Raw genomic sequence first — 26,703 nt, 5'->3', positions numbered from 1 at the left:
TTCAACCCCCTTGACTGGGCAGCAGCGTAGACAGCGGTTTCTGCGACAGGAATATGGACTCCACTTCGGCCTGACTCAGCGCGCGATTCCACATGGCCAACTCGCCGAACATCTCCTGATAGGTTGGTGCGGTGGCGCATTTGCCGGCCGTGTAGGGCGGCGTCACGGTGCCGTTGCATTTGTTCATCAGATACGTGCCCGTCCCGTCTTCGCCGACGCCCCATTGGCCAAACGGCGACAGCTTGCTCAGGTCCACTGTGCCGGTTGACTTGCCAAGGATTTCGGCTTTGCCGAGCATCGGGTCCAACGCATACATGCTCATCGTCTTGGCTACGCCGTCGACTGAGAGCGCGATGTAAATCCACTGGCCCACGGTAATCTGCGTGTACGGGCTCGTCGGACCATCCGCACGAGGACCGCCCGAGCCCATGTTGAATGCAATGCCACATTGATTGGCGGTGCTGCTCGCGAACAGGCCGATCGCAATGCCGGCATTGCCGCCACTTGTATAGTTTTTATTCGATATGACCGGCACGTCGTTCGACGCGATACATGACTGCACCTTGAACCAGAAGCCGATCGTGAATTGGGGCGCCGATCCTTGTGCAACGTCGAATCCGGATGCAGGGGTCAGTTTGTAGCCCTCGAAGCCGTTGCTATCAACATAGTTGGTATCCACGAGCAGCCCGTGGTCACTGCCGGGCGGACCTGCCACGATCGAACCGGCTGCGGCAGGCAGGTCGGCTGCGTACGGTCCCAGCGTGCTGTGGCCGATCTGGTCGACCGGAGGCAACGTGCTGCCGAACGGGTAGTAGACGGTGAGACCGTTTGTGAGCGTGGTTGCAAGAGGAACCGGTGGCACGAACGACACCTGCGTGAGCGTCGACCGTAGAGCCGGGCTCGCCGCCGCGCCCGCCTGCACCGTATAGCTCAGCAGGTAACTTCCCTGCGCCGTCAGTTCCTGCGCAAGCTGGCTATCGGTGTAAGTCTTCGTTCCCGCCGGTAGATTCGAAGCAATCACTCGACCGTCGCGCAATACGGAGATCGTGCCGCTCGCCGGCGCCGTCCAGTTCAACGCGACGCTTGCGCTGGACGAGTTGTTGTTATTGACCGTGGCGAGCAGTTGGGACACCGGCTGAACGCCGAGCAGTTCGCCGCCGTCCATTGCATAACTGGTGGCGCTCGGCACTTCGTTCAGGTAAGCCAGCAAAGTCGGCGTAACGTCCGCAATGCTGGGGAATGCATAGAGGCCGCTGAGCGTAGTGGGTACCGCCGCATTGTTGGTGCCTGACCCGTTGTTGGCGCTCTGGTTCAAGCCGATAAAGGTGGTCGACTCGGGCACGAGCGGCAATCCGTCGTCCTGACTGTTCGCGCTCAGTCCGTGATTGCCCGTCACCACGACGAGCCACTGACTGTTCGGTTCTTTCGCGGTTTCGGCAACGAGGGCGCCGACAGACTTATCCAGTTGCGTAAGCGTGTCCGAGTATTGCGACGCCCCGAGTCCGTAATCGATCGCGGCATCTTCCACGGCGTGATACTGCGCGACTATCGTGGTATAGCCGTTGTCGATCATCTGGACTGCCTGGCTCGTCACGCAGTCTGAGGCGGTGGCGTCTCCGGAGCAGTCTGCAAGACTGTCCAGATATCCGGCGCTGTGATCCGCCGAAAGTAATTGGGCAAGTCCGCTTGATGCAGCCGCAACACCGTTCAGCCCGGTGCTCGACGCCTTGGCGATCTGGAATACGCTTTCACTGTGCGGCGTTTGTCGAGGAGCGTCCGACATGACTTGATGACGCGCCGCCCACGTACCGGTCAGCAGCGTTGCCCATCCTGGCGTGTCGAGCGTTGGCTGCTGGCCGAGCGTTCCCGACATGCCACCGCTGTACGCGAGTTGTATCTGTAACTTCGCGAGGTTCGGCAATGTGCCGGCCGCGATGCCGGCCTTCACTGCACTGTACGTCGCGCCGTCGAGATCGATGACGAGCGTGCGGCTTACGACGGGTCCTGTCGATTGATTGCTGCCTGGAGCCGGGGGATCGTTTGCCGGCGTGTTCCCGGTAGAAGGATTCGTCGTGGGGCCGCCGTTACATGCAGTCAGCGTCCCCGCCATCGCGATGGTCAACGCTATCGAGCCCATTAACCTGGCAACGATCCGGAGCGCACCTAAGGTATTCGCGCGATCCTTGACGAGGGAAATCGCACCGGAACGCTTGTCTGCATGAAACGAAACCTGCGAGGCAGGCCCGCTTTCAAAATGAGTGAAGCCAGATGGATCTGCTCGCATGCTCGCGCCTTTTTTTCTAAAGTGGGAAACGCAAGGAAAGAATACGGACAGCACACGGGGCGAGCTGGATCATGCAGTAAGTGAGCCCTACTGCGCGCCGACACCTGATCGCAGCGTAAGCATCGGATTGCCCACTGCGTGCTCATGTCTCCGCAATGGACCACTCCTCCTCAGTGCACTTCGATCTCCCGGTCAGTGCACTTCAATCTCCTCAACCTCACGCACGCCGATCAGCTCGCAGAGCATGTTGCGATAGGCAACGAACTCGTCGGTAGACATTCGCGACAGCGAAATCGTAATCAGTTCATGCTGTTCGTTGTCGTCGTCGGCGCTTACGCTGATCTGTCTGATACGCGGCCCGTCATCACCAAACACGCGGCACAGCACCGGTAGCGTGATTGCCCCTCGATCGACCTGAAGGCGAAGCTCCCGACGCAGTCGCCCCTTCGTACGCAACTGGCGCGCGACAGGTTTGACCCACGTGAGTGTCGTCAGAATGATTGCCGTTGCCGCCAGCGCCAGCACGTAGAGTCCGCCACCCGCCGCGAGCCCGATGCCCGCGACGGCCCAGACACTCGCTGCTGTTGTCAGCCCTCGCACTACCTCGCCGCGCAGCAGGATTGCGCCGGCGCCGAGAAAACCGATTCCCGACACGACCTGCGCCGCTACCCGCGATGGATCGAGGGCGACGTTCGGCATCGAGCGGGTATCCTCGAAACCGAACGCCGAGACGATCATGACGAGCGAGGACGCCACGCACACCAACATATGCGTGCGCAGCCCGGCCGGAAATGCAAACCGTTCCCGCTCGAAACCGATGACGCCGCCCAGCATCGCGGCAAACAGCAGTCTCGAGATCAGTTCGATGTTGCCTGGCATCGTGTTCTCCCCGTTTTCAGCCCCATGGCAACGTAAAGGTCTTCACGTTTGTGAAGCTCTTCATCGCCTCCTGGACACCCTCCTTATGGCCCAGCCCCGAATCTTTTATGCCGCCGAACGGTGTCAACTCGATGCGGTAGCCGGGCACTTCCCAAACGTTGACCGTTCCCACATTGAGCTCATTCGCGAACCGCGTGACGTTCTCGAGACTGTCCGTGCAGACGCCCGAAGACAGGCCATACGCTGTGCCGTTGGCGATCCGGATGGCGTCGTCGAGATCGTTGAATGCAATGATCGGCGAGACCGGGCCGAACGTCTCCTGAGCAACGAGCTCCATCGCAGGCGTGACGCGATCCAGCACCGTCGGCGGAAAGAGCGCGCCCTGCCGCTCGTTGCCGATCAACAAGCGTGCGCCCTGCGCGACGGCCTGGTTCACGCGTGCTTCGAACAGTGCGGCGGCCGCTTCGTCGATGACCGTCCCCATGTCGTTATTGGCATCACCAGGGTCTCCGCACTTCCACGCCCGGGTCTTCTCGACCACGAGTTCGGTGAAGCGGTCAGCCACCGTCCGTTGCACCAGAATCCGCTTGATCGCGGTGCAGCGTTGCCCAGAGTTTTTGTACGAACCGAGCACGGCAAGATCGGAAGCGCGCTCGAGATCGGCGTCGTCCATCACGATCAGCGGATCGTTGCCGCCAAGCTCCAGCACGACGCGCCGATAGCCAGCCCGCTCGGCGATGTATTTGCCGATGGCAACGCCGCCCGTGAACGTCACGAGCGCGACGTTCGGGTTCGTGATCAGCTCGTCGGCAATCTCGGCCGGATCGCCTGTCACGACCTGTAGCATCGGCGGCGGCAACCCGGCTTCATATAGCAGATCCGCCAGGTAGTACGCGGATAGCGGCACCTTTTCGGACGGCTTCAACACGGTACGGTTGTTGGTGGCGATTGCCGGCGCGATCTTGTGCGCCACCTGGTTCATCGGGTGATTGAACGGCGTGATCGCCGTAATGACGCCGAGGAGCGGTTCGCGCTGCGTGATCACGCGGCGCTTCTTTCCGTGGGGCGTGAGGTCGCACGAAAACACCTGGCCGTCGTCGCGCAACGCCTCGTTCGCGGAGAAATTGAACACATCCGCCACGCGCCCGATCTCGTAGCGCGAGTCTTTCAGGCACAGACCCGATTCGAGCGTAATGAGCGCGGCCGCCTCTTCAGTCCGGCTGCGCAGGAGTTCCGCAGCGCGGTTGAGGATCGATGCGCGCTCGAAGCGCGTCAGCGTCGGCCGGTATCGGAGCGCGACCTCGTAAGCGAGGCGCACGTCGTCGACCGACGCCTTCGGCACGGTGCCCACCACATCTCCGGTGTAGGGATTGGTCACTTCGATCACGCGGTCGCGCGTCAGCTTGTTGCCGTCGATGCGCAGCGCCTCTTCGCGAAACTGCGGCGGTTTCCGATCGATATGGTTCATGCGTGCTGCTCCGGACGCGATGCAAGGGCAGGTTGTTCCTGAAGCTCGTTCAACGCGATATCGAATACGTCGAAATTCCTCAAGGTCCGGCCTTCGAGCGGCCCGGCAAGCGCGCGGTTGAACAGCAGCGGCACGGTCTGCTCAGACAAGCCGCCATGCGAGCGCAACGGCACGGTCAGCCCCGAGAGATCGTGCGCCGCGGCACTGCTGCCGAGCACATAGGATTGGTCACTGATGACCACGAGGTCACCCACACGGTCGGGTGGTAGTTCGAAGCGCGCGCACGCTTCCTCGCGAGTCAACACCGCCTCGATGTGCGGCAATCCAGCCAGCCGCCTACGCAACTCAACGCCGTCGTCATTGGCCGGCAGATACACCGTCGCGTACGAGCCGAGCGCTCCGTGGTGGCGGACATACGGATCCGTGATCGGCAGGATCACGCGCACACCGCCCGCTTCGACGCCGCGTCCGAGCCAGTCGTCGAGCAGGTCCTGCAGATAGATGATGTTCGGCTCGCCCGTCTTCGGATCGTGCTTGGCGTTCATCCCGTGATCCGCAGTGATGCCAATTACGGCTCCCAGTTCATGCAGGCGCAACAGATACCGGTCCATCATCGCGTAAAACGCGTTCGCGCCGTCGGTGCCCGGGGCAAACTTGTGCTGGACGTAGTCGGTCGTCGACAGATACATCAGATCCACGCGATCGTTTTCAAGCAGCCACACGCCGGTCGCGAAGACGAATTCGGAGAGGTCTGCGCTGTATACCTCGGGCAGCGGCTTGCCGACGCGCTCCAGCACCTGATCGATGCCGTTCGCCTCGACGGTGGCCTCGTTTGCCTTTTCCGCGGACAGGCAGATTCCACGCAGGCCATGGCCGAGCAGCGCGCGCAACTTGTCTTTCGCAGTGACCACAGCGACACGGGAGCCGGCTTCGGCGGCGGCGGCCAGCAGGGTGCCGGCCCGCAAATAGCGCGGATCGTTCATCAGCACTTCGCGGCCACGGCCTTCGTCGGCATCGCGGTCGTAGAAATAGTTACCGCAGATGCCGTGCACGGCCGGCGGTGCGCCGCACACGATCGAGAGGTTATTCGGGTTGGTGAAAGATGGCATCACGCATTTCGCGTGCAGCGCCGTGCCGTTTTCGAGCAGCTCGCGCAGGAACGGTGTGGCGCCCGCTTCTGCTGCCCGATTCAGATAGTCGTATTCGCATCCGTCGACACAGACGATCACCGTCGGCCGATGCGGCAAGCGATAGCGTCGACCGTTGACTGCTATGGTTGAAACTGGGTTCATTTTCGAGTCCCCTGTAGATCAGATGTTCAGAATGTGCGCCGGATGAAGTACGTACAAACCGAGCTGAGCAACCCAACACACGCGATATAGAGGGCAATCCACCACGGCTGCAAATTGCCGTAGTGCAGCAGCGCTGTTGCGATGAGCGGTGTGATCGAGCTGGAGACAATGCCCGATACCTGGTACACGATGGAGATGCCGCTATAGCGCACCCGCGTATCGAACAGTTCGCAGAACATCGCGGCCTCGGGCCCGTACACGAACGCGTAGATCACACCGAGTACGATCACGATGGTGGCCGTCACGGCAGTGAGACTGGTCGAGTAATGAAAGACCGCAAAGGCTGGCCACGCGCTCAGGCCGCAGGCCAGCGCACCCCAGCCGAACACCTTGCGGCGGCCGATCCGGTCCGACAGGCGCGACGCGACCGGAATCATGAACATCAGCACCAGTGCGGCAAGCGTCACGGCCACGAGGATCGCCGACTTCGCATAGTGATGGATGCCGATCAGGTAGCTCAGCGCGAACACTGCATACACGTTGAAAATCACACCGTCGATATAGCGCGCGCCCCAACCCAGGAACACGTTCTTGCGGTAATCGGTGAATACCTCGCGCGCCGGTACTTTCGCAACCGCGTGCGTGTCGCGAATCTTCGTGAATGCGGGCGTCTCGACGATGCGCAACCGGATAAACATGCCCACGGCAACGAGCAGGATGCTGGCCATGAAGGCGGCCCGCCATCCCCATTGCAGGAAAGCATCCGGCGTCAGCCAGGTCGTCAGTGCGGCCACCACGCCACTGCTCAGGCACAGGCCGATTGCGAGCCCGATCTGCGGATAGGATGCGTACAGGCCGCGGTGTTTGCGAGGTGCATACTCGAAAGCCATCAGCACTGCACCGCCCCACTCGCCGCCCAGCCCAATGCCCTGCAGCAGCCGCAACAAGAGCAAACAGGCCGGCGCCCAGATACCGATCGACGCATAGGTTGGCAGTATCCCGATCAGAAACGTGGACACGCCCATGATGGAAAGCGTGAGCACCAGCAATGGCTTGCGGCCGAACCGGTCGCCGAAATGGCCGAAGATCACACCGCCGAGCGGCCGGGTGACAAAGCCGACCGCATACACCGTATAGGCCAGCATGGTGGAAACGAATGCGTTCCCCGTCGGAAAGAAAAGCTTGTCGAATACGAGTCCGGTGATCGTGCCGTAGAGGAAAAAGTCATACCATTCGACCGTCGTGCCGATCAGACTGGCGAGGGCAACCGACTTCACAGACCTGGCGTCGACGCTGACTGCCGGGCCTCCTGCAATATCCACTGCTTCCATTGCTTGTCTCCTGATAGTTGCCGGGCCCGTGACGTCGTGTGACGTCCGCTGCCTCGGCACTTGCCGTTCATGCGGCTTTTGTTGTGCTGCAAGATACGCCGGTACGAAACCGGATGTCTCTTTTCCTCCTCTATCACCGTCGCGTGATGCTGATCCCCTTGCCGCGCTGCTGCGAAAACGTCAGGCCGCTGCGGCGATGAAATTGCGTCCGCGCGGCCCACTGAGTGCGTGCGCAATCATCCTGTCCGACTCCTCAACACTGACGCCGTAGCTCGAGAACGATGTTTGCACACCCAACGCTTCGAGGAAACCGGTCAGGTAGTCCCGCGCATTTGCCAGCGGGCACGGAAAGACTTTCGCGAGCACGGCGTCGCGCGCAGCGCTTTTTCCAAGCGCGAGATCCAGCACCATGGGCAGCGTGAACGAACACGCGATGCCGTGAGGCAGACCGTGATGAATCGTCATCTCATACGAAATGGAATGGGCTAGTGCGGTCTTCGTATTCGAGAACGCGAGTCCGGCTTTGAGCGCTGCGAGCGAAGCCTGTTCGCGTAGCTTCCGGTCCTGCAGATTCCCGACGAGCGCCGGCAGCGTGGCCAGCATGTCGCGCGCAGCGGACACGGCGAATTCATCGGAAATCGGATTCGCATTGACGTTCCAGATAGCTTCGAGCGCGTGCGATAGCGCATCGAGACCACTCTGCACCGTGACCGAGTGCGGCAGCGACAGCGTGAGATCCGGATCGACGATCGCGGCTTCCGGCCACGTCTGCGGGAGCTGCAGCGAATACTTGCGCTGCTTGATCGTGCGGTCCCAGATCGTCGCCCACGGTGTCACTTCGCTGCCGGTGCCTGCGGTAGTCGGCACGGTGATCAGCGACTTCACGCGCGGCGGTGTGAACGGCTTGCCCGTGTCGAGCAAGGCCAGTAGTTCGTCAAACTCATTGCTTTGTGTTCCGACCATCAGCGCTTTCGCCGTGTCGAGCACACTGCCGCCGCCGATCGCGACCACGACCGGACAATCCTCGTGCTTTCGCCAGAAATCGCGGTACATCCCGGCGAGGTGGGTGACGTCCGGATTCGGTTGTACGTCGTCGATTACCGCGACCACGCTGTCGCCGCACAACTCGCTCACACGTTGCACGAGGCCGATCTGCGCCGCCTCCGCAAACGTCACAACAACGGCGCGGCGGCCATTGAGAATCTCGGGTAGCCGCGCGATACAGCCAGGACCGAAATTCACCTCTACAGGATTCCAAAAGACACCGTTCATCGTCTCCCCTCGTTTTGTGAACTGTCGTTACGGATGAATTATGGGAAATATCGATGTATAGTAAAAATACAAATATTTCTGTCGATGTATTCAACCAATCTATGCGACTCACTCAATTGCGCTCGTTCTACGCCGTCGGCAAGCACGGCAGTGTCACGGCCGCCGCGCGGGCGCTGCACGTCAGTCAGCCGACTGTCACAACGCAGGTGCGGGATCTGGAGGAAAGCTACGGGGTGGAGCTGTTTCATCGCAGCGGCCGTCGAATCATCCTGACGGCGGCCGGGGAAACCTTGTTTGCGATTGCCCAGCGGATGTTCGGTAACGAACAGGAGGCAATCGACTTTCTGAAGGAATCGGCGGGTCTGAGCACCGGAATCATCCACGTGGGTGCGGTCGGGCCACTCCATGCAATGGAAATCGTCGCGGCGTTTCATCTTCGCTATCCGGGATTGCGCGTATCGATCCGGCTCGGCAACTCGGAGGAAACCGTACGCGGTCTGTTGTCGTATGAAACGGACGTCGCCGTGTTGGCGCAATACGGCGCCAACCCCCTGCTTCATTACGTGCCCTATCGTCAACACCCGCTGGTCATCATCGTGCCAGCGAAGCATCCGCTGGCGCGTCGGCGCAGCGTCCGCCTGGAAGAACTTCGTGACGAGCCCATGATCATGCGCGAGCCGGGCTCCACCACCCGCAAGGCGCTGGAAGACGCACTACGCCAGCACGACATCGAGCCAAACTTTGCGCTGGAAGTGGGTAGCCGGGAGGCCGTGCGCGAAGCAGTCATATTTGGGCTCGGAATAGCAGCGGTGTCGGAGCGCGAGCATGTCGACGACTCGCGGCTGCGCAAGCTGACGATCCAGGGCGAGCAGGTGTTGACTCACGCGCATGTCGCCTGCCTCGCCGAGCGCAAGGCCGCGCGGCTCGTGCAGGCTTTCCTGGATGTGGTCAATCAGGTGTTGGTCGAAAAGGACGCTGAGGCTGCCGCGAGCTAGGAACGGCAGCGTGGCGTTTAAAAGCGGGATGCGGTGATCGGCTGACAGCCCAGGTCGGCCATCGGCCATCGTGATGCGTTGCCAATCGACAAACCGCACTCCGTGCTAGGCGATGCGCAGCCGCGCGCCTGCCGGCAACTGAAGTGAGAATTTCTCCCCCGTGGCCCCTATTCCCTATCCGATATACGTCTTACGTGTGACGAGTGCGTATAACAAACTCTTGCTTGTCGAGCCTATATGTACGTCATATTTTCGCAAATATTGGACATTCTCGTGAATATTGGCCGGCATCAGTAAAATATGTCAGACTAAATTATTGATCGATTCGGAGAGGGAGAATGTTGAAGCTTCATGAGTCGATCGTCGCCGATTTGATCGAATCGATCGTGTCCGGGCGTCATGCGCCGGGCACTTCCCTGTCGAACGAGATCGAACTGGCTCAGGCAAGAGGGGTCAGCCGAACCGCGGCGCGGGAAGCCATGCAAAAGCTGCAGTCCCTTGGCCTGATCGAAGTGCGGCGACGCAAGGGAGCCAGCGTGCTGCCCCGTAGTGCCTGGAATCTGCTGGACCCGACCGTGCTCGACGTAGCCGTCAAGTATGTGGCGGACGTAGAATTTTTTCAGGCTCTGATCGAGGCACGTCTGCTTATTGAACCTCGCGCCGCGGAGCTCGCCGCACAACGCGCAAACGATCAGGATATCGAACGGATAGAAGCTGCGCTCACTTCAATGGGAGCTCAGGCCGAAGGAACGCGCGGCCCAGGTTGGCACGATGCAGATCTGTCTTTTCACACCTCAATCATCGATGCAACCGGGAACTGGGTTTTACGACAATTGATCGTGACGATCCGGGCAGCGCTTGCCGCCGAGATCCGGGTGACGGGTCAGTATGCGGCCTCCCCGAAAGAGTCCTTGCAGCTACACCGGAACGTCTTTGAAGCGATTCGCCGGCGACAACCCGCGGAAGCGCATGCCGCCATGACCTGGCTACTCCTTTCTACGCGGCGCGACCTTGACGCAATGGGTCGCGGCGGAGTACTTCGCTCGCAGGGATAGTCAATTAACTGGTTGTCAAAAAGTACCCGACAAACACCGAAGGAGACGACATGCGCAAACTTCGCTCGCAGAGCTGGTTCGGCAGAAACGATAAGGACAGTTTCATTCACCGTTCGTGGATGAAGAATCAGGGTATTCCGCACGACGAATTCGACGGACGTCCGGTGATCGGCATCTGCAATACGTGGTCCGAACTGACGCCATGCAACGCACATTTTCGCGAGCTTGCCGAGTACGTAAAAAAAGGCGTTCACGAAGCGGGCGGTTTGCCGCTCGAGTTTCCGGTGATGTCGCTCGGCGAGTCGAATCTGCGCCCGACCGCGATGCTGTTCCGCAATCTCGCCTCGATGGACGTCGAAGAATCGATCCGCGGGAATCCGATGGACGGCGTGATTCTGCTGGTCGGCTGCGACAAGACCACCCCGGCGCTGCTGATGGGCGCGGCGTCGTGCAATCTGCCCGCGCTTGCCGTGTCGGGCGGCCCCATGCTCAACGGCCGCTTTCGAGGCAAGAACATCGGCTCCGGTACGGGCGTCTGGCAGATGTCCGAGGAAGTGCGTGCCGGCACAATGACGCAGGAAGAATTCACCGAAGCCGAGTCGTGCATGAACCGCTCGCGCGGCCACTGCATGACGATGGGCACCGCGTCGACGATGGCCTCGATGGTCGAATCGCTGGGCATGGGCTTGCCGCACAACGCGGCGATTCCCGCCGTCGACGCACGCCGGCAGGTGCTTGCGCATCTGGCGGGCCGGCGCATTGTCGATATGGTCCGCGAGGATCTGACGATGGACAAGATCCTCACGCGCCAGGCCTTCGAAAACGCGATCCGCACGAATGCGGCGATCGGCGGTTCGACCAATGCGGTCGTCCATCTGATCGCGCTGGCCAAACGCATCGGCGTGGAGCTGTCGCTCGAAGACTGGGAAGCTCGGTTCGAACGTGCCGTGTCTGGTGAATCTGCAGCCGTCGGGCGAATACCTGATGGAAGATTTTTACTATGCGGGCGGCCTACCCGCCGTGCTGAAGCAACTTGGCGAACAGGGCCTGCTGCATCGCGAGGCGCTGACGGTGAACGGCAAGACGATCTGGGACAACGTGCGCAACGCGCCGAATCACGACGAGAAGGTCATCACGACGTTTGCCGAACCGTTCAAGCCCAAGGCCGGCATTGCGGTGCTCAAGGGCAACCTGGCGCCGAACGGTGCGGTGATCAAGCCGTCGGCGGCAACGCCGCATCTGCTGAAGCATCGTGGGCGTGCGGTGGTATTCGAGAACATCGAGGAATTGCACGCCAAGATCGACGACGACTCCCTCGACATCGACGAGCACTGCGTCATGGTGCTCAAGGGCGCGGGGCCGAAGGGTTATCCGGGTTTTGCGGAAGTCGGCAACATGCCGCTGCCGAAGAAGGTGCTGCAAAAAGGCATCACGGACATGGTGCGCATTTCCGACGGCCGCATGAGCGGCACGGCGTACGGCTCGGTGGTGCTGCATGTATCGCCGGAAGCGGCTGCGGGCGGCCCGCTCGCGTTCGTGCAAACCGGCGACATGATCGAACTCGACGTCGACGCCCGCCGTCTGCATCTGGATGTCACCGATGAAGAACTCGCGCGCCGGCGCGCCGCGTGGCAGCCGCCTGCGCCGCCCACGCGCGGCTACTACAAGCTTTACGTCGACCATGTGCTGCAAGCGGACCAGGGCGCCGATCTCGATTTCCTGGTCGGATCGAGCGGCGCGCCCGTGCCGCGCGACTCGCATTGAACCCCACCTGGTAGCGGATGATATCGATGACACCTGACACCCATTCTGCGCCGAGCGGAATCTGGCCTGTTCTCTATGCCTACTTCGACGCCCGCAACCAACTGGATCGCGAAGCACTACGGACGCAGATCAATGCGACGATCGCGGCTGGCGCTCGAAGCATCGTCATACTCGGTCTTGCGACCGAGGTAAATCGGCTATCACTTGATGAGAAACATCAACTGATCGACTGGGCAAGCGAAGATATTGCCGCACGCGTACCGCTCGTCGTCACGATCACAGGCGATACCGTGGATGCGCAAGTCGCCATGGTTGATTATGCCGTCGGGCGCGGCGCTTCGTGGCTGATCCTTCAGCCGCCGTCAATGCGCGACAAGTCGGAATCGTTCTACTTCGACTTCTTTGCAGCGGTGATGCAGCGCACACGCGTCCCGGTCGGTATCCAGAACGCGCCGGAATACCTCGGCGTCGGCTTGTCGGCGGAATCGATCGTGGCGCTTGCGAGTCGATGTCCGAATTTCCGCCTGCTTAAAGGCGAGGGACCTGCGACCACGATTCAGCGCACGGTCGAACGGCTGCGCGCGCTCGGTCATACGCTACCGGTCTTCAATGGCAGGGGCGGACAGGAACTCGTCGACAATCTGCGGGCAGGATGTGCCGGATTGATCGTTGCTCCGGACACATTCGACTGGCAGGTTGCAATACAACAGGCGTTCGCTAACGGACTTGAGCAGGAGGCCGAATCGCTCTATGCCCAGACATTGCCGGTTATCGTCTTTGTGATGCAATCGCTCGATGCTCTCACGTGCTACGGCAAGCGGATCGCCGCGTGGCGAATGGGCTTCGACGTACAGCACGATCGCGGCGTCGCGCCGACGGCGTTCGGACTGGAATGCGCGCAGCGCTTTGCAATGCAGCTGGGTCCTTTAAGGTCTCCGCTATCTGGAAAGGCTGCAGCTTAAGACTTCACGACCACCGTCCCAAAGTATTCCCCCTTGATCACTCGTTCCAAGGCCTGAGGCGCACATTCGAGTCCTACGATGATTTCGTGCGGAAAACGAATGCTGCCGGCTCTTAACCACTCGGCGAATCGATTGATCCACTCCGCATGCATGTGAGGATCATCGTCTGCGCTGTACCCGCGCAACGTAATCTTCTTTCGAAGAAGCTGGATCGAATCCAACTCGAGCGGCGCGGTTCGGCCGGAGCCGTGAGTCGCCAATTGCCCCGACAACGCGCCGAGAATCACGACACGGGCACCGACGCGTGCGTTGGCGACGGCTGCCTGCAACTGTTCGCCTCCGACGTTATCGATGACGACATCGATACCTTGGGGTGCGACCTCGGCAAGCTGTTCGACGATCGGTGTGGCGCCGCGGAACACCGCTGCTTCATATCCCAACTCGGACACGAGACGGGCTGCCTTTTCTTTGGAGCTGGTACTGCCGATAACGCGGCCCGCACCGAGCAATCGCGCGATCTGTCCAGCCATTGAACCGATCGCGCCCGCAGCACTGGAAACGAATACCGTGTCGTCAGGCCGGATCTGCACGCCGCGCGTGAGCGCTGCATAAGCCGTCCATCCATGCCCCAGGTAGCCGACCGGGTCCGGCAAGCCAGGCTCTACCGGCCGGCATTGTGCGATGGGCACGGTCGCGTATTCGCGCCAGCCCCGAAAATGCAGAATCAGGTCGCCTGGCGAGAACCCACTGCCTGCGGGCGCTGAAACGATTTCGCCCAGCGCTTCCCCTGCGAGTGTCTCGCCCGCGCGCAGGGCCCGAAAAGGCACACCGTCCACATCTTCGGCCCCTTTGCTGATCATCATGCGCAGTGAAGCCGACACGAGAAAGTAGCGGTTGCGGACAAGCACCTCGCCGTCCACGGGTATCGGCAACGGAACCGAAACGATGTCGAAGTTGCCTGCGCTGGGCAGACCGTCGGGTCTGACCTTCAATCGAACTTCGCGACAGGTGCCAGGTATGGCGGTCATCGGAGCGTCCTCGCGAGATGGGCGTGCATGTCGTTGTCAAGCGCGTCGAATAATGTGAGCATATGGCTCATATTCACTTGAGGGCAGCGATTTGGCTACTCGCATTCCCGCGCGTGCTTTAACGATGCGCAAAGCCCCGCGGCAAGCGCGTGCGCGCGCTACGGTCGAGGCTATTCTCACGGCAGGCGCTCAGGTTTTGGGGCGCAGGGGCTGGGCTAGATTCACGACCAACGAAGTCGCTGAAGTCGCCGGCGTGAGCATTGGCTCTTTGTACCAATACTTTCCAAATAAGGACGTGTTGGTGGAGGCCATCATGGCTCGCCACTTCGACGAAATTCTCGCGGTACTACGCGCAATCGACGACGGGACGATGACGCTCGCACGGCGTGTCGAGCAACTGGTCGACGGCATGATCGGGGTCCATAGCATCAATCCGGCACTCCATCGCGTGCTTCTTGAGGAGACGCCCTACGTCGACGGTTTGAGGTCCGCTCACGACAAGTTCGAGACGGAGTATCTCGGTTGCTACACGGCGATGGTTGTGTCAACGGGGAAGCGGCGTGGGCGGGAATCAGTTGGAATGACCGCGCAAGTTCTTTCGTCTGCAGTTGCGGGTGTCATTCATGATGCCGCGCATAGAGGGACGCTGGGAACGCCGATCCTGAAGCGAGAGCTTGTGGGGATGGTGAGTGCGTATTTGCTCGGACCGCGCTAGATACGCTGTGCGTAGCCGTGTTGGTCGGGTACCGTCCTGGCTTGCAACGCCTTGGTCACGTAGACATAAGTGCTCCTGCCCAGCAAAGGATAGGCGTGTTCGAACTCGATCGCCTTCGTCCATACCCGGATGAGCTGGTGAGACGGGGTCAAAAATGTTTGAGGCCTGATACAGGCGAACCTGATCCGAGTGCTCCGGCTGCAGCGGATTGAGTTCGAACAACAAGTTGGCGTTGCACATGCGGCAACAATAAGGTTGCATGCGAAAGGGGAGACATGGAAGAGACAGGACTAGTTATAAACCCTTAGGCCTGCGATGTAAGATGATGGACACATGTCGCCTCATTCAGGCGTTTCAACCAAAATTCACCACAATTACATTAACAACCTCTAGCACGAATGGCACTTACTTAAGCCTGCATGGAGGAGAAGACGGGGGTAAGTGCTTGAAGAGAAAGGGAGGCGGCTGATCGAAGGATTGATAGGATGGTTGTTACCAGGCAAACACCGTCTCATTCCAAGGATCAGCCACCATGGATCGTAATTCACGAAGTCATCATAGGCAAACACGAAGCACAGTTCAAAGCCGGGCGCGCAGGACACAGTCTGTGGACTACTTCAACATACTGACGAGCCCGCAGCTATTGGCCGCCACCGAAGCGTATTTGCCAGCGCATCGAGAACGGCTGTATCCGCCGACGGTGACGCTGTCGATGTTCATGCGCCAGGCGCTGGAAGAGGATGCCTCCTGTCAGAAGGCAGTCAACGGGTGGGCCGCGCAGCGAGTTGCCGACGGGCTGCGGCCCACGAGCGTGCGCACGGGAGGCTACTGCCGCGCTCGCCAGAGACTGCCGCTGACAATGGTCCGGGAGTTGGCGCGCGAGACGGGGCGTCAACTGCACGAGCAGGCCGAGCCGGCCTGGAAGTGGCGCGGGCGCCCGGTCAAGCTGGTTGACGGCACCGGGATCTCGATGCCCGATACGCCGTCGAACCAGGCGCGCTTCCCACAGTCCAGTGCTCAGGCCGAAGGCGTGGGATTTCCGTTAGCCTATCTGGTTGCGGTGATCTGTCTGGCAAGCGGCGCAGTGCTGGAGGCGGCTGTCGGAACTTACGCGGGCAAAGGCAGCGGGGAGCTGACGGCGTTTCGCATGCTGGAAAACACGTTTCGTCGAGGTGACGTGATTGTCGCCGATGCCTTGTACTGCCACTACTTTCTGATGGCCTCAATGATCGCCGCCGGAGTGGATGTCGTGATGGAACAGCATGGGGCGCGCCGCACCGACTTTCGGCGAGGCAAGTCGCAGGGCACGCGCGATCACATTGTGACGTGGCCCAAACCCCGGCAGTGCCCCGCCTGGATGACGCGTGAGCAGTACCAGGCCTTCCCCGATGAACTGATGGTGCGCGAATGCAGGCTGCATCACCGGGTGCTGGTCACCACGATGCTTGATGCACACAAGACCAGCAAACAGGACCTCTCGCAGTTGTATGCCAGGCGCTGGAACGTGGAACTGGATCTACGTAACATCAAGACGACGATGGGCATGGATGTGCTGCATTGCCAGACTGCCCACATGAACGAGAAGGAGATGTGGGTCCATCTGCTGGCCTACAACGTGATTCGGCTGCTGATGGCCCAAGCCGCCAGCCACTGCGCCACCGATCCGAGAACACTGAGTTTCAAGCACGCCGTGCAGCTATGGACTGAATGGCTGGCCAGGGGTCTGACGGCAACTCACGACCAGAGTGTCCTGTTCAAGCTGATCGCGCAGTCTCGTGTTGGGAACCGCCCCGGTCGCATCGAACCACGAATGCGCAAACGAAGACCGAAGTCTTATCCATGGCTGAAAGAGCCTCGTCACATCGCACGCGAGCGCGTCCGAAAATATGGGCACGCTCCTCGGGCTCGGGCTTAAGTAAGTGCCATTCCCTCTAGCACACCGTCGATAGTATTGTGGAAATCACCACTAGTAGCCGGATATAGCACCTACGTCACGCTCGATTCCCGCATGCATCCCGCTCCGATGCTACTCGTCACAACGTGCTACTGGCCAGGCACCCGGCGATGGCGTGGCCAACAGATGAAATCGGGAAGGCGGTGGCGGTCGTTTCTTGCGATCCCGCTGCGGGCGTTAGCGTCGTCGACGCCTCCCTCGCCAACGCTCGCCGCTCGTGCTGGGCGTGTGAGAAATCAGATCATTTCGCGGCAGACCGGCAGTCTCATACAGGAGGCAATATGCACGTAGGCGTTCCGAAGGAAATCAAGAATCATGAGTATCGTGTCGGTCTCACGCCGTCTTCCGTGCGCGAGATCGTCGCGCACGGACACAGCGTAGACGTCGAGACAGGCGCTGGCGCAGGCATCGGCGCAACGGACGACGCGTACCGGGCCGCGGGCGCGCAGGTTGCGCCCAGCGCAGAAGCGGTGTTTGCCGCTGCCGACATGATCGTCAAGGTGAAAGAACCTCAGGCGCCCGAGCGTGCGATGCTGCGCCGAGGACAGATTCTCTTCACCTATTTGCACCTCGCGCCGGACCCCGAGCAGTGCGCCGATCTCGTCCGAAGCAACGCGGTCTGCATCGCCTATGAGACCGTCACGCAACGCGGCGGCGGACTGCCTCTGCTCGCGCCCATGTCCGAGGTTGCGGGCCGCATGTCGATTCAGGCGGGCGCGTTCAGCCTGGAACGCGCGCACGGTGGCAAGGGCATCCTGCTTGGCGGCGTGGCGGGCGTGCCCTCCGCGAAGATTGTGGTCCTCGGCGCCGGCGTGGTCGGCACCAATGCCGCGCAGATGGCTGTCGGCACGGGTGCGCAGGTCGTCGTAATCGACCGCAATGTCGATGCGCTGCGACGCATGGACCGGCTGCTGGGCGCACGCGTGATCACCGTGTATTCGAATCAGGACAACATCGAACGACACATACTCGATGCCGACCTCGTGATCGGTGGCGTGCTCGTGCCCGGCGCCGCTGCGCCCAAACTCGTCACGCGCAAGATGGTTGATGCGATGAGCCCCGGCTCCGTCATCGTCGATGTCGCGATCGACCAGGGAGGATGCTGCGAAACCGCGAGGCCTACGACTCATGCTGACCCCACGTACAAAGTTGGCGAAGTCGTACACTACTGTGTCGCAAACATGCCTGGCGGTGTGCCGCGCACGTCCACTTATGCGTTGAATAACGCGACGCTTCCCTTTGTCCTGCAAATCGCCGACCAGGGCTGGCGCAAGGCGCTTACCGATGACGAACATCTGCGCCGCGGCCTGAATGTCGCGTTCGGCAAAGTAACCTGTCCCGAGGTCGCCGAAGCACTGGGCTACACCTGCGAGGATGCAGGCGCCATCGCCACTGAATAGCAAAAATATCGTCGGCAATCGATTTGCCGGAAATGTCACGCCGAGTCAGGTTAGACGGCTGCGCTGAGTTTAGGTGGAATGGTTTTCGATGCGAGCTTCAACGTTGATATTCTGAGCCTGCTTTCGTGACGTGAGTATGCCGCTTTCAAACGGTTGCTTCGCCGCACTTTGCTGTCAATGGCGTTGTCCGCTCTCGTTTCAGTCTGCCACCACCTTGCGACCGGACGTTCGTCACTCATCAGCCGCGAACGCCCGGATCATTCGCTTGCGCAACAACCATCTCGCAAAGCTCTTGCGTACAGTTGGGCCGCCCTAAAGCGGCTCGACCTTCTGGCAAACGCCGGCGAGCATGGTGACAGAGACTTCGCCGTCTGGCTGTTCAACCAGCAGCCTGATCGACCTGTTGGCGGTGCTAGAACAGATTTTCGTAGAGCGGCACGGTGGCCGCGCCAAGCGCAGCCGAAATCTCTCTATTTGCGCGGCCCTGGTGGAAAGCGAGGCGCCCCGGGCGACCGTTCATCTCGTACTCGGCCGCCACCTCGCGCGTGCGCTCGATCAGACGCTGCAGTAACTCAGGCGGTAGCAGTCCGTTAATGATGATGTCGGACACGTCGACTACGTTGGATACTCCAGCTAGCACCCGGCCCAGGTCGGTGCCGGCCTGCTCGACCCACGGATCGAAAGCATCGCTGTGCTTTGCATAAAAGGCCGTGAGATCGAATTCGGCGACCCGGTCATGCCCGAGAGCGTGAGCCAGCCCACGCAAGGACACGACGGTTTCGAGACAGCCGCGCGCACCGCAGAAGCAAGGCTTGCCCTCTCTATGAGCATTGACGTGGCCAATCTCGCAGCCGTTGCCGGTGAGGCCGCGCACCGCCCGGCGATTCATTAGCAACGCGCCACCCAAACCGTTGCCGATAAAGACATGGATGTAGCTGCCCAATCGCCGGCCATCGCCGAACCAGTACTCGCCCAAACCCGCGGCCGTGCCATTGTTCTCGATATGGATTTCATGCTCAACATGCTGGGACAACGCCTCACGAAACCCGAAATCGCGCCAGGCGGGGTATTCGGCCGACTGGCAGACGAGGCCGCGCACGTTATCGATCGCGCCCATCACCGAAACCCCCACGCCAAGGAGCTTACCGACACGTTGCGGATGGTCGTGCAGGTCGTCGTACAGCCGTGCGAGCACACGCACCGCACTGGCAGGGTCCTCGATTGACAGTTGTTTGCGCGCTTCATGGATCACGTTGCCGGCCACGTCGACCAGCACGCCGGTCGCGAACTCGTGGTCGAAGTGCAGGCCGATCGTGGCCGCATAGCCGGGGATGATGCGCAGACGGCGCACCGGCTGCCCCGTGGTCCGTGCCTCACGCTCAGCCGACTCTTCGACGGCGCCATCCGCGATCAACGCCGCGACGATATTGGTGATCGTCGCTGCGGTCAGACGTGTGGACGCTGCGATCTCGGCGCGCCCGATGCCCGGGTCCTGCCGGATGGCTTCGAGCACGAGTGCCCGATTGAGATCGCGCACGCGAGGCCCGTTGAATCCATGTTGATGTCGGGATTGCTTGTTCGGCACGCGAATATGCTCCGTTGCAGTTGAGCCCTTCGCGATCTTGCGCAGTACGAGGGCGGTGCTTTTCAGCGAGTAGTATACCGACCGTCAACGACCGGCACTTCGCCGCTCACAAAGCTCGCGGCCGACTGACGGGTATCAGCCGGCGCGTGCCGCATTTCTCCAGTGGCTGATCCCTGTTTTACTTCTGGTACCCGGCCTGTTTCACCGCACGGTCCGCGGCGGCCTGACCGGCTGCCAATGCCTGGTCGACCGTCAACTGTCCAGCAACCGCGCCGGAGATACTCTGACCGACCACCGTGCCGAACGACTGGAACTCAGGAATACTGACGTATTGCACACCGGTGTACGGTACAGGCTTCGCGGTCGGATGACCCGGATCCGCAGTCTCGATCGCGTTGCGCACAAAGTCTGAAAACGGAGCGGCCTGTTTGTATTCAGGCAACTGGTAAGTTGAGAGCCGGGTACCGGGTGGGAGCGATGCCCAGCCAATATCGGCGCCGACAAGCTTGATGTATTCCTTTGAAGTCGCCCACTCAATAAATCTTTTCGCTGCGTCTTGCGATCTTGACGTCTTCGGGATCGCGAGCGCCCAAGACCACAACCAGTGAGAACCCTTAGGCGTCGCCTGGACTGGCGCTGCCGCAAATCCCACTTTGTCTGCCACCGAAGATTCGTTCTTGTTGTAGAGAATGCCGGCAGCTGAGGTCGCATCGACCCAGATGGCGCACTTGCCACTAGACATTAATGAAAGATTCTCGTTGAAGCCATTCGAGCTGGCACCGGGAGCGCCATCTTTCTGTAGAAGGTTCACATAGAAACCGATTGCGCTCTTCCATTCAGGAGAATTGATCTGTGCATGCCATTTCTCGTCAAACCACCGGCCGCCGAACGTGTTGACGAGCGTACCGACGTAGGCCATGTTTTCTCCCCACCCCGCCTTGCCGCGAAGGCAAATGCCATATACGCCATTGCTCCTGTCAGTCAGTTTGTCGGCAAATCCCTTGATCTGTTCGTAGGTCGGTTGATCGGGCATCTTCAGGCCCTTTGCCACGAACAGATCCTTGCGGTAGAACGTCATCGAACTTTCTGCATTGAATGGAAGCGCATAGAGTTTGTCGTCATAGGACAAGCCATCTCGCACAGTCTTGAACAGGTCGTTGACGTCATAGTCCGCCGGTAAGTCTTTTAACGGAACGAGCCAGCCACGTTTTCCCCACAGAGGGGCTTCGTAGGTTCCGATTGCCAGGACGTCAAACTGCCCACCGTTGGTTGTTATGTCCGTCGTCAAGCGCTGACGCAATACATTCTCCTCGAGCACCACCCATTTCAATTGAATGTCCGGGTTAGCCTTCTCGAAAGCCGATGACAGCTTCTTCAGTTCAATCTGGTCGTTATTGTTGGGAACGCCGACCGTGATGGTAGTCGCGTATGCAACGCTGCATGCCCCCATGACGCTACACATCGCCGCCGTCATTGTGAAACAACGGCATAACGTGCGCAGGATTCCCTCTCCACGATAGAGCTTTGCTTTCATTTTCGTCTCCTTAAAACTTATCAAGCACATAAATCGGACAGAGAGCTTCAATCACGAATGAAGTATCCCAGCCGGCTCACCAGACAAACGAACGGAAATTCATGTAGAACGCCCGGCTTAAGTGATGGTGTAACCGCCGTCAACCATCACGTTTGCTCCGTTTATCATGGCGGCTTCCGTGCTGGCCAAATACATGATTGCAGAAGTTATCTCGGCGGGTTTCGCAAACCGACGGGTTGGAATTGCAGCTCGGGCACGCTCTCCCGTCTCCCCCGCCCATCCGCTTAGCCCTAGCTCAGTCTCAACCACGGTTGGTGAAATCGCATTCACCGTGACTCCCATAGGTGCCCATTCGAGCGCCATGCAATTGGTCATTCCGATAATTCCGGCTTTGCTTGCGCAGTAGGCAAGATGCCCCTCGATGCCGATCACAGCGGCTTGGGACGCCAGGTTAATAATCCTGCCGCTCTTGCGCGCGAGCATGTCTGGCGCGAACGCTCGCGCAATCAGAAATGATCCCGTCAAGTTAATAGCGATCGTTTTATCCCAGGTCTCGAGGGGAAAAGTTTCCGCCGGTGCCAGGGGTCCGATACCGGCGTTATTGACCAATACGTCCACATGACCAAATCGCGTCAGAATTTCGTTTGCAGCTGCAGTTACAGACTCAGCATCACTTACATCAACAATCCAGCCGGCATGTTTTGAGCCCAGGCCTGACGCCACTTCTGTCACTGATTGAGAGCGGTCAATGAGCGCCAACGTCGCGCCCGCCTCTGCGAAGAGCTCCGCGGTCTTGCGTCCAATTCCGGCCGCCGCGCCAGTGACTACGACGACAGCATCTGTAAAGTCATAAGTAGTGTTCGACTTAAAGACCATGATTGTTCCTTGATCGTGCGTTTACCTGGTTACCTGAGCGATCAGATTCGACGGGTCACGCTCCAAAGATTGAGAGCGCCCTTTGCACCACGCTTGCAGCGTAAGACGGGGACCGTTAACTCATCCAGTTTCCCCCGTCGACGTTGAGCGTCTGGGCGGTGATGTAATCCGCGTCCGCCGACGCGAGGAACACTGCGGCACCCGTCAACTCAGACGGACGACCCATACGGCCCAGGGGCACAGCCTCTCCGACAAGACGTTTCTTTTCGCCGACCGGCCGGTTTTCGTAGCGTGCAAAAAGCGCGTCGACGTCCTTCCACATCGGCGTGTCAATTACGCCCGGCGCAATACCATTCACGTTGATTCGATGCGGCGCGAGCGCCAAAGCTGCTGACTGGGTGTAACTGATCACCGCAGCCTTGCTCGCGCAGTAATGCGATACCAGTGCCTCACCGCGACGGCCAGCCTGCGAGGCCATATTGATAATTTTTCCGCCGCCTCCCTGCTCTACCATCTGCCGCGCAACGCGTTGCATCAGAAAGAACATGCCCTTCACATTTACCGCAAAGACACGGTCGAATATCTCCCACGATTCCTCCAACAATGGGCGCATGTCAAAAATCGCTGCATTGTTAAAGAGAATGTCGACGCGCCCGAATCGCTCAACAGTCGTGCGGACAATTCCCTCGATACCTTCACGCTTCGTGACGTCGGCCTGGATAAGCACGATCCGCTCCGCGGGTACATCGCTATACGTGTTTTCAAGCTCGGCCTGTGGTTTTACGTCAACGACAACGACCCTTGCACCCTCATCCAGATAGCGGCGTACAACTGCTTCGCCAATTCCGACCGCCGCACCCGTCACAATCGCAATCTTGTCTTTGAGTTGCATGTACGTCTCCTGTCAAAAAATCGTACCGAAAAGGAAACGGATTAAAACCTTTCCTCGGTTCACAACGTAATAGTCCGTAATTTTTATATGTACTACTACTTATACAAGAAGAAATAATCCATCGTTGGATGACAAGCCGCCCGAGCCCGGGTGCTTCCAGGCTCAAATGCGACATGCCGACGCGTACGTCCCGACGATTTCTCTTACCTTGCTTTGAATGATGCTCATGGGAGAGCCGTCGATAACGCCGCGGCGCAGCTCCCAATATTGGACGGGAAGATACCGGCTCAGCAGATTTTCCGGAATCGAAATTGCCGCGAGATTATTGATCAGTTTTTGGGCCGAGGCCTCGACTTCGGGGTCGGCCCAGTAGTACCGCACTCGATCGCTATAACTGTAAGTACGGAGCAGACGTTTCTCGTTGTCATCGCCGTGGTAGTACTTTTCCCAATTCCCGGGTTTGGCGAGCATGACTGCCTCGACAACTTCGTGCAGTTTTGAGCGTTCTCTCTCCGCGACGACCTCAGCTTCAATGTCTGCCAGCGCATACAATGCTTCGCGTAGCGCGAAAGTCACGCCCGGACCTACCTTCAGAATCCCGAACCCGTCGCGAACGAGTTGCCGGAGCGCTTCTGGCTTCTGATAGTCAGTCGAGTGGGCCTCGAAGACCATGCCCGGTAGTTGTGTGAGAACGTCGGAAAGCTTCGTAGCGAGATCAGGCTTGTAATCGATCACCTTCGTGTGATCGAACTCGACACCCGGTTGAACGACCAGCGCGATCACCCGCTCCCACGCTTCATCAAGCCCCCGCTCACGCCACGCGTCGCGATGAACCGCGACCGTGTCGAGAGCCGCTTCCCAGCGCGTGACCTCTACACTCTCCAGCTCTTCGCTGGCGCCCCCCGGCACAGGGACTTCGGTGCCAATAACATAAACTGGCTTCGTCGCTTTCCCTTCGCGCAAGGCCGCCGTTTCCGCAACAGCGCATAGACGTGAGGCGCGCTCCGCGACGACACTATCCGACAGTCGCGCTGGGTCGCCGCCGCAGCTCATGCTGGTGTCCAGATGGATCTTGGAGAAACCAGCCGAGACATACGCGTCGATCAACGCCTCTGCCCGCTGCATCGCTTCTTCGGCGGAAAAGCCTCGCCACGCATTCGGTCCGAGATGATCTCCGCCGAGGATCAGACGGTCGCGTGAGAAGCCGACACGGTCCGCGATCAGATGGACAAAGCGTACAAAATCCGCAGGCTTCATTCCCGTGTACCCGCCAAACTGATCGACCTGGTTCGAGGTCGACTCGATCAGCAGCGGCGTGCCGTCGTCCAGCGCCTGCTTCATGGCGGCGCCAAGCACCCACGGATGCGCGGAGCAGATCGAGTAGATGCCTTTCAACGTTTGACCCGCGGCGCTATCGACGGACAGGCCGGCCAGCCGTGCAACGACGTTATGCATGATTGTGCTCCGATGTTCTTGCGATGAACGCATCAAGCTCTGCGAGTGTCGCCGTTCCCTCCATTGGCCCCATGACGGTCACCGCCATTGCTCCACTGGCACAGGCGTAGCGCAGCGCCTGCCCGGCTTCCATGCCCTGCGAGCGACATGCGATGTACGTCGCGCCGAAGCAGTCACCGGCACCGGTCGGATCAATCTCTTCGACGGAGAAAGCAGGAAGATGTGTCTCGCTGGTGCCGTCGTAGAAACTACAACCATCCTTCCCGCGCTTGACGACCACCTCGCGCACACCACGTTTGAGCAGCTCGTCGATCGCTCCCGCCTCGGAACCCGCCGTTACAAGCAACGTCACTTCGTGGCCACTTGGCAGGAACACATCCGTGTAGTCGAGAACGAAATCGAGCGCTTCACGCATTTCCGGGATACGTAGCATTTCTTTACGGACATTCGGATCAAAGCTGACTGTCCCGCCATGGCCCTTCACCGTCTCGATCGCTTTTTTCATCGCTTCGATGATGCGAAACGAAAATAGCGACGACCCCATCACATGGAAGTGTCTGCAGTCGTTCAGGAAGTCCTCGCGAATGTCGTCAACCGATAGCTGACCTGACGCACTGTTCGCAATATTGAAGATGAAGTCACGCTCACCGTCCTCCCGGTAGGTCACGAAAGCGCTACCGGTCGTCGCGGTTTTGATGACCGCAATGCCCGATACATCGACGCCGTCCGCGCGCAGGCGTTCCACATTAAGGATGCCGAAGTCGTCGTCGCCGACGCATCCGATCATCGCGCAGCGACAGCCTATGCGGGCTACCTGATCGATGAAGATCGCGGGCGCACCGCTGGCATATGGACCGATGAGCGTGCCGGGCCGCCGAAAGGACTGTCCGCGCCCGGCCGCCATAATCTCGACAAGGATTTCCCCCATCGTCAGGATGTAGCCGGTCTTGCCGGCCTTGTGCAGTTCCGAATTAGCCATGACGCTTTTTCATTTGAACATCAATGCGGACAGCGACGAGAATCACGACGCCCTTCACGATGAGTGGATAAAAATGGATCGACATATTGGTGGTGCTAGAACAGCTTGCCGTCGAGCGGCACGGTAGCCGCGTCAAGCGCAACCGAAATCTATCTATTTGCATGAGGGCGGCAGATTTCAGCGCGTCGTATATCCGCCGTCGACGACCAGTACTTCGCCGGTCACATAACTGGCGGCCGGCGAGCAGAGGAACAGCGCGGCTGCGGCGACTTCTTCAGGCTGGCCGACCCGCGCCATCGGGGTCATGTTGCGCCAGATGGCAAACCATTCGTCATTCTCAATGCCGCCGCGCGACATGTCGGTTTCGATGTAGCCGGGCGCCACCGCGTTCACCCGAATATGCTCGGCTGCCAGTTCGCTGGCCAGACTCTTCGTCATCATGTGAACGGCCGCCTTTGAACTGTTGTAAGCGACCTGGTTCTGCGGAATGTTGGAGACGATGCCGGAGATAGAGCCTACGTTGAGAATCACGCCGCCGCCTTGCGCTCGCATCGGTGCGAGCACGGCCCGGCAACCGCGGAACACCGCGTCGAGGTTCAGGCTCATAATGCGACGCCAGCGCGCTTCGTCGAAGTCGCCACTGTCACCGTGAATCGCCACACCCGCGTTGTTGACCAGCACGTCGATGCGCCCGTGGCGCTTGAGCACCTCGTCGACCAGTTGCTGGGGCGCCTGCTCCTGCTCCAGGTCAGCCGCGATGAAATCGACGTCGTATCCCGCCTCTCGCAGACTACGTTCAGCTTCGGGTACCGGGCTGCGACTGCTGATGACGAGGCGCGCGCCCGCTTCGCCGAAGGTGTGCGCGATGGCCAGGCCAATGCCGCGCGTGCCGCCGGTGATCAGAGCAAGCTTGCCGTCGAGGCGGAATTTCTCAAGGGTCATGGTGAATCTCGTGAAGTGGTTGGAAGATCGACTGTTTGACA

Annotated in this window: 20 protein-coding genes and 2 pseudogenes; 8 read left to right on the top strand and 14 right to left on the bottom strand. The window is 60.0% G+C overall.

Features of this window, described 5'->3' with window-relative positions; all coding sequences use genetic code 11:
- Position 1 precedes the first annotated feature (1 nt).
- From ACUN0E_RS07300 to psrA, 6 genes are all read right to left on the bottom strand, one after another.
- Entirely contained in the window at positions 2-2,284 is a 2,283-nt protein-coding gene (locus tag ACUN0E_RS07300; protein ID WP_445566111.1) for an alkaline phosphatase family protein, read from the bottom strand.
- A 192-nt stretch (positions 2,285-2,476) separates the two neighbouring features.
- The gene (locus tag ACUN0E_RS07295; RefSeq protein ID WP_408520743.1) at positions 2,477-3,163 is read right to left on the bottom strand and encodes an MgtC/SapB family protein; all 687 of its coding nucleotides are present in this window, start codon (positions 3,161-3,163) and stop codon (positions 2,477-2,479) included.
- Positions 3,164-3,179: 16 nt separating this feature from the next.
- Positions 3,180-4,631: a phosphonoacetaldehyde dehydrogenase gene (phnY, locus tag ACUN0E_RS07290; protein WP_445566110.1), complete on the bottom strand. Its 1,452-nt coding sequence runs from the start codon at positions 4,629-4,631 to the stop codon at positions 3,180-3,182.
- Positions 4,628-5,923, bottom strand: coding sequence for a phosphonoacetate hydrolase (gene phnA, locus ACUN0E_RS07285; RefSeq protein ID WP_408520745.1), 1,296 nt, complete (start codon positions 5,921-5,923; stop codon positions 4,628-4,630). Before phnA ends, phnY begins: the two co-directional genes overlap by 4 nt.
- A 26-nt stretch (positions 5,924-5,949) precedes the next feature.
- Positions 5,950-7,254, bottom strand: a complete 1,305-nt coding sequence (locus ACUN0E_RS07280) for an MFS transporter (RefSeq protein WP_445566109.1) — start codon at positions 7,252-7,254, stop codon at positions 5,950-5,952.
- A 180-nt stretch (positions 7,255-7,434) separates the two neighbouring features.
- A complete protein-coding gene (gene psrA / locus ACUN0E_RS07275; protein ID WP_408238692.1) occupies positions 7,435-8,526 on the bottom strand; it encodes an iron-containing alcohol dehydrogenase PsrA in 1,092 nt (363 codons plus the stop codon).
- Between the two features lie 101 nt (positions 8,527-8,627).
- Here psrA and ACUN0E_RS07270 point away from each other — a divergent pair, with 101 nt between their 5' ends.
- From ACUN0E_RS07270 to ACUN0E_RS07255, 4 genes and pseudogenes are all read left to right on the top strand, one after another.
- Positions 8,628-9,521, top strand: coding sequence for a LysR substrate-binding domain-containing protein (locus ACUN0E_RS07270; protein ID WP_408484962.1), 894 nt, complete (start codon positions 8,628-8,630; stop codon positions 9,519-9,521).
- Positions 9,522-9,859: 338 nt separating this feature from the next.
- A complete protein-coding gene (locus ACUN0E_RS07265; RefSeq protein WP_445566108.1) occupies positions 9,860-10,576 on the top strand; it encodes a FadR/GntR family transcriptional regulator in 717 nt (238 codons plus the stop codon).
- A 50-nt stretch (positions 10,577-10,626) separates the two neighbouring features.
- Positions 10,627-12,340, top strand: a pseudogene (locus ACUN0E_RS07260) (IlvD/Edd family dehydratase).
- Between the two features lie 26 nt (positions 12,341-12,366).
- Positions 12,367-13,302, top strand: a complete 936-nt coding sequence (locus ACUN0E_RS07255; RefSeq protein ID WP_445566107.1) for a dihydrodipicolinate synthase family protein — start codon at positions 12,367-12,369, stop codon at positions 13,300-13,302.
- Here ACUN0E_RS07255 and ACUN0E_RS07250 read toward each other — a convergent pair.
- Positions 13,299-14,330 carry an MDR family NADP-dependent oxidoreductase gene (locus tag ACUN0E_RS07250; protein WP_445566106.1) on the bottom strand — a complete coding sequence of 344 codons (1,032 nt, stop codon included), beginning with the start codon at positions 14,328-14,330 and terminating at the stop codon, positions 13,299-13,301. The genes ACUN0E_RS07255 and ACUN0E_RS07250 overlap by 4 nt on opposite strands.
- A gap of 124 nt (positions 14,331-14,454) precedes the next feature.
- On the opposite strand from ACUN0E_RS07250, the pseudogene ACUN0E_RS07245 reads away from it, so the two are divergent.
- The 4 genes and pseudogenes from ACUN0E_RS07245 to ald all read left to right on the top strand — a co-directional run.
- Positions 14,455-14,631 (top strand): annotated as a pseudogene (locus ACUN0E_RS07245) (helix-turn-helix domain-containing protein); the annotation flags it as partial.
- Between the two features lie 12 nt (positions 14,632-14,643).
- The gene (locus ACUN0E_RS07240) at positions 14,644-15,045 is read left to right on the top strand and encodes a hypothetical protein (RefSeq protein WP_408510331.1); all 402 of its coding nucleotides are present in this window, start codon (positions 14,644-14,646) and stop codon (positions 15,043-15,045) included.
- Between the two features lie 532 nt (positions 15,046-15,577).
- A complete protein-coding gene (locus ACUN0E_RS07235; RefSeq protein WP_445566105.1) occupies positions 15,578-16,960 on the top strand; it encodes an IS4 family transposase in 1,383 nt (460 codons plus the stop codon).
- A gap of 320 nt (positions 16,961-17,280) precedes the next feature.
- Positions 17,281-18,399 (top strand): alanine dehydrogenase, encoded by a 1,119-nt coding sequence (gene ald / locus ACUN0E_RS07230; RefSeq protein WP_445566104.1) that lies wholly within the window; start codon positions 17,281-17,283, stop codon positions 18,397-18,399.
- A gap of 412 nt (positions 18,400-18,811) precedes the next feature.
- On the opposite strand, the gene ACUN0E_RS07225 is transcribed toward ald, so the two are convergent.
- The 7 genes from ACUN0E_RS07225 to ACUN0E_RS07195 all read right to left on the bottom strand — a co-directional run bounded on the left by ACUN0E_RS07225 (position 18,812) and on the right by ACUN0E_RS07195 (position 26,662).
- Complete coding sequence (locus ACUN0E_RS07225; RefSeq protein ID WP_445566103.1) at positions 18,812-19,936, bottom strand: ROK family transcriptional regulator; 1,125 nt, start codon at positions 19,934-19,936, stop codon at positions 18,812-18,814.
- Between the two features lie 226 nt (positions 19,937-20,162).
- On the bottom strand, positions 20,163-21,434 hold the full coding sequence (locus ACUN0E_RS07220; RefSeq protein ID WP_445570391.1) for an ABC transporter substrate-binding protein: 1,272 nt from the start codon (positions 21,432-21,434) through the stop codon (positions 20,163-20,165).
- Positions 21,435-21,635: 201 nt separating this feature from the next.
- Complete coding sequence (locus ACUN0E_RS07215; RefSeq protein WP_445566102.1) at positions 21,636-22,394, bottom strand: GolD/DthD family dehydrogenase; 759 nt, start codon at positions 22,392-22,394, stop codon at positions 21,636-21,638.
- Positions 22,395-22,509: 115 nt separating this feature from the next.
- Positions 22,510-23,286: an L-iditol 2-dehydrogenase gene (locus tag ACUN0E_RS07210; protein ID WP_445566101.1), complete on the bottom strand. Its 777-nt coding sequence runs from the start codon at positions 23,284-23,286 to the stop codon at positions 22,510-22,512.
- Between the two features lie 162 nt (positions 23,287-23,448).
- Entirely contained in the window at positions 23,449-24,681 is a 1,233-nt protein-coding gene (locus ACUN0E_RS07205; RefSeq protein WP_445566100.1) for a D-tagatose-bisphosphate aldolase, class II, non-catalytic subunit, read from the bottom strand.
- A 52-nt stretch (positions 24,682-24,733) separates the two neighbouring features.
- On the bottom strand, positions 24,734-25,720 hold the full coding sequence (locus ACUN0E_RS07200; protein ID WP_445566099.1) for a tagatose kinase: 987 nt from the start codon (positions 25,718-25,720) through the stop codon (positions 24,734-24,736).
- Between the two features lie 177 nt (positions 25,721-25,897).
- Positions 25,898-26,662 carry an SDR family NAD(P)-dependent oxidoreductase gene (locus tag ACUN0E_RS07195; RefSeq protein WP_445566098.1) on the bottom strand — a complete coding sequence of 255 codons (765 nt, stop codon included), beginning with the start codon at positions 26,660-26,662 and terminating at the stop codon, positions 25,898-25,900.
- Between the last annotated feature and the right edge of the window lie 41 nt (positions 26,663-26,703).

The organism is Paraburkholderia sp. D1E, assembly GCF_052682275.1.
The sequence above is the reverse complement of the archived record's forward strand: the minus strand, read 5'-3'. Positions and strand labels throughout refer to the sequence as shown.

Excerpts from the sequence above, each read along its gene's own strand:
- ACUN0E_RS07295 (WP_408520743.1), bottom strand. The coding sequence starts at position 3,163 with ATGCCAGGCAACATCGAACTGATCTCGAGACTGCTGTTTGCCGCGATG.
- psrA (WP_408238692.1), bottom strand. The coding sequence starts at position 8,526 with ATGAACGGTGTCTTTTGGAATCCTGTAGAGGTGAATTTCGGTCCTGGC.
- ACUN0E_RS07300 (WP_445566111.1), bottom strand. The coding sequence starts at position 2,284 with ATGCGAGCAGATCCATCTGGCTTCACTCATTTTGAAAGCGGGCCTGCC.
- ACUN0E_RS07265 (WP_445566108.1), top strand. The coding sequence starts at position 9,860 with ATGTTGAAGCTTCATGAGTCGATCGTCGCCGATTTGATCGAATCGATC.
- ACUN0E_RS07235 (WP_445566105.1), top strand. The coding sequence starts at position 15,578 with ATGGATCGTAATTCACGAAGTCATCATAGGCAAACACGAAGCACAGTT.
- ACUN0E_RS07195 (WP_445566098.1), bottom strand. The coding sequence starts at position 26,662 with ATGACCCTTGAGAAATTCCGCCTCGACGGCAAGCTTGCTCTGATCACC.
- ald (WP_445566104.1), top strand. The coding sequence starts at position 17,281 with ATGCACGTAGGCGTTCCGAAGGAAATCAAGAATCATGAGTATCGTGTC.
- phnY (WP_445566110.1), bottom strand. The coding sequence starts at position 4,631 with ATGAACCATATCGATCGGAAACCGCCGCAGTTTCGCGAAGAGGCGCTG.
- ACUN0E_RS07240 (WP_408510331.1), top strand. The coding sequence starts at position 14,644 with ATGGCTCGCCACTTCGACGAAATTCTCGCGGTACTACGCGCAATCGAC.
- ACUN0E_RS07200 (WP_445566099.1), bottom strand. The coding sequence starts at position 25,720 with ATGGCTAATTCGGAACTGCACAAGGCCGGCAAGACCGGCTACATCCTG.
- ACUN0E_RS07210 (WP_445566101.1), bottom strand. The coding sequence starts at position 23,286 with ATGCAACTCAAAGACAAGATTGCGATTGTGACGGGTGCGGCGGTCGGA.
- ACUN0E_RS07215 (WP_445566102.1), bottom strand. The coding sequence starts at position 22,394 with ATGGTCTTTAAGTCGAACACTACTTATGACTTTACAGATGCTGTCGTC.
- ACUN0E_RS07220 (WP_445570391.1), bottom strand. The coding sequence starts at position 21,434 with ATGGGGGCATGCAGCGTTGCATACGCGACTACCATCACGGTCGGCGTT.
- ACUN0E_RS07255 (WP_445566107.1), top strand. The coding sequence starts at position 12,367 with ATGACACCTGACACCCATTCTGCGCCGAGCGGAATCTGGCCTGTTCTC.
- ACUN0E_RS07270 (WP_408484962.1), top strand. The coding sequence starts at position 8,628 with ATGCGACTCACTCAATTGCGCTCGTTCTACGCCGTCGGCAAGCACGGC.
- ACUN0E_RS07280 (WP_445566109.1), bottom strand. The coding sequence starts at position 7,254 with ATGGAAGCAGTGGATATTGCAGGAGGCCCGGCAGTCAGCGTCGACGCC.
- ACUN0E_RS07250 (WP_445566106.1), bottom strand. The coding sequence starts at position 14,330 with ATGACCGCCATACCTGGCACCTGTCGCGAAGTTCGATTGAAGGTCAGA.
- phnA (WP_408520745.1), bottom strand. The coding sequence starts at position 5,923 with ATGAACCCAGTTTCAACCATAGCAGTCAACGGTCGACGCTATCGCTTG.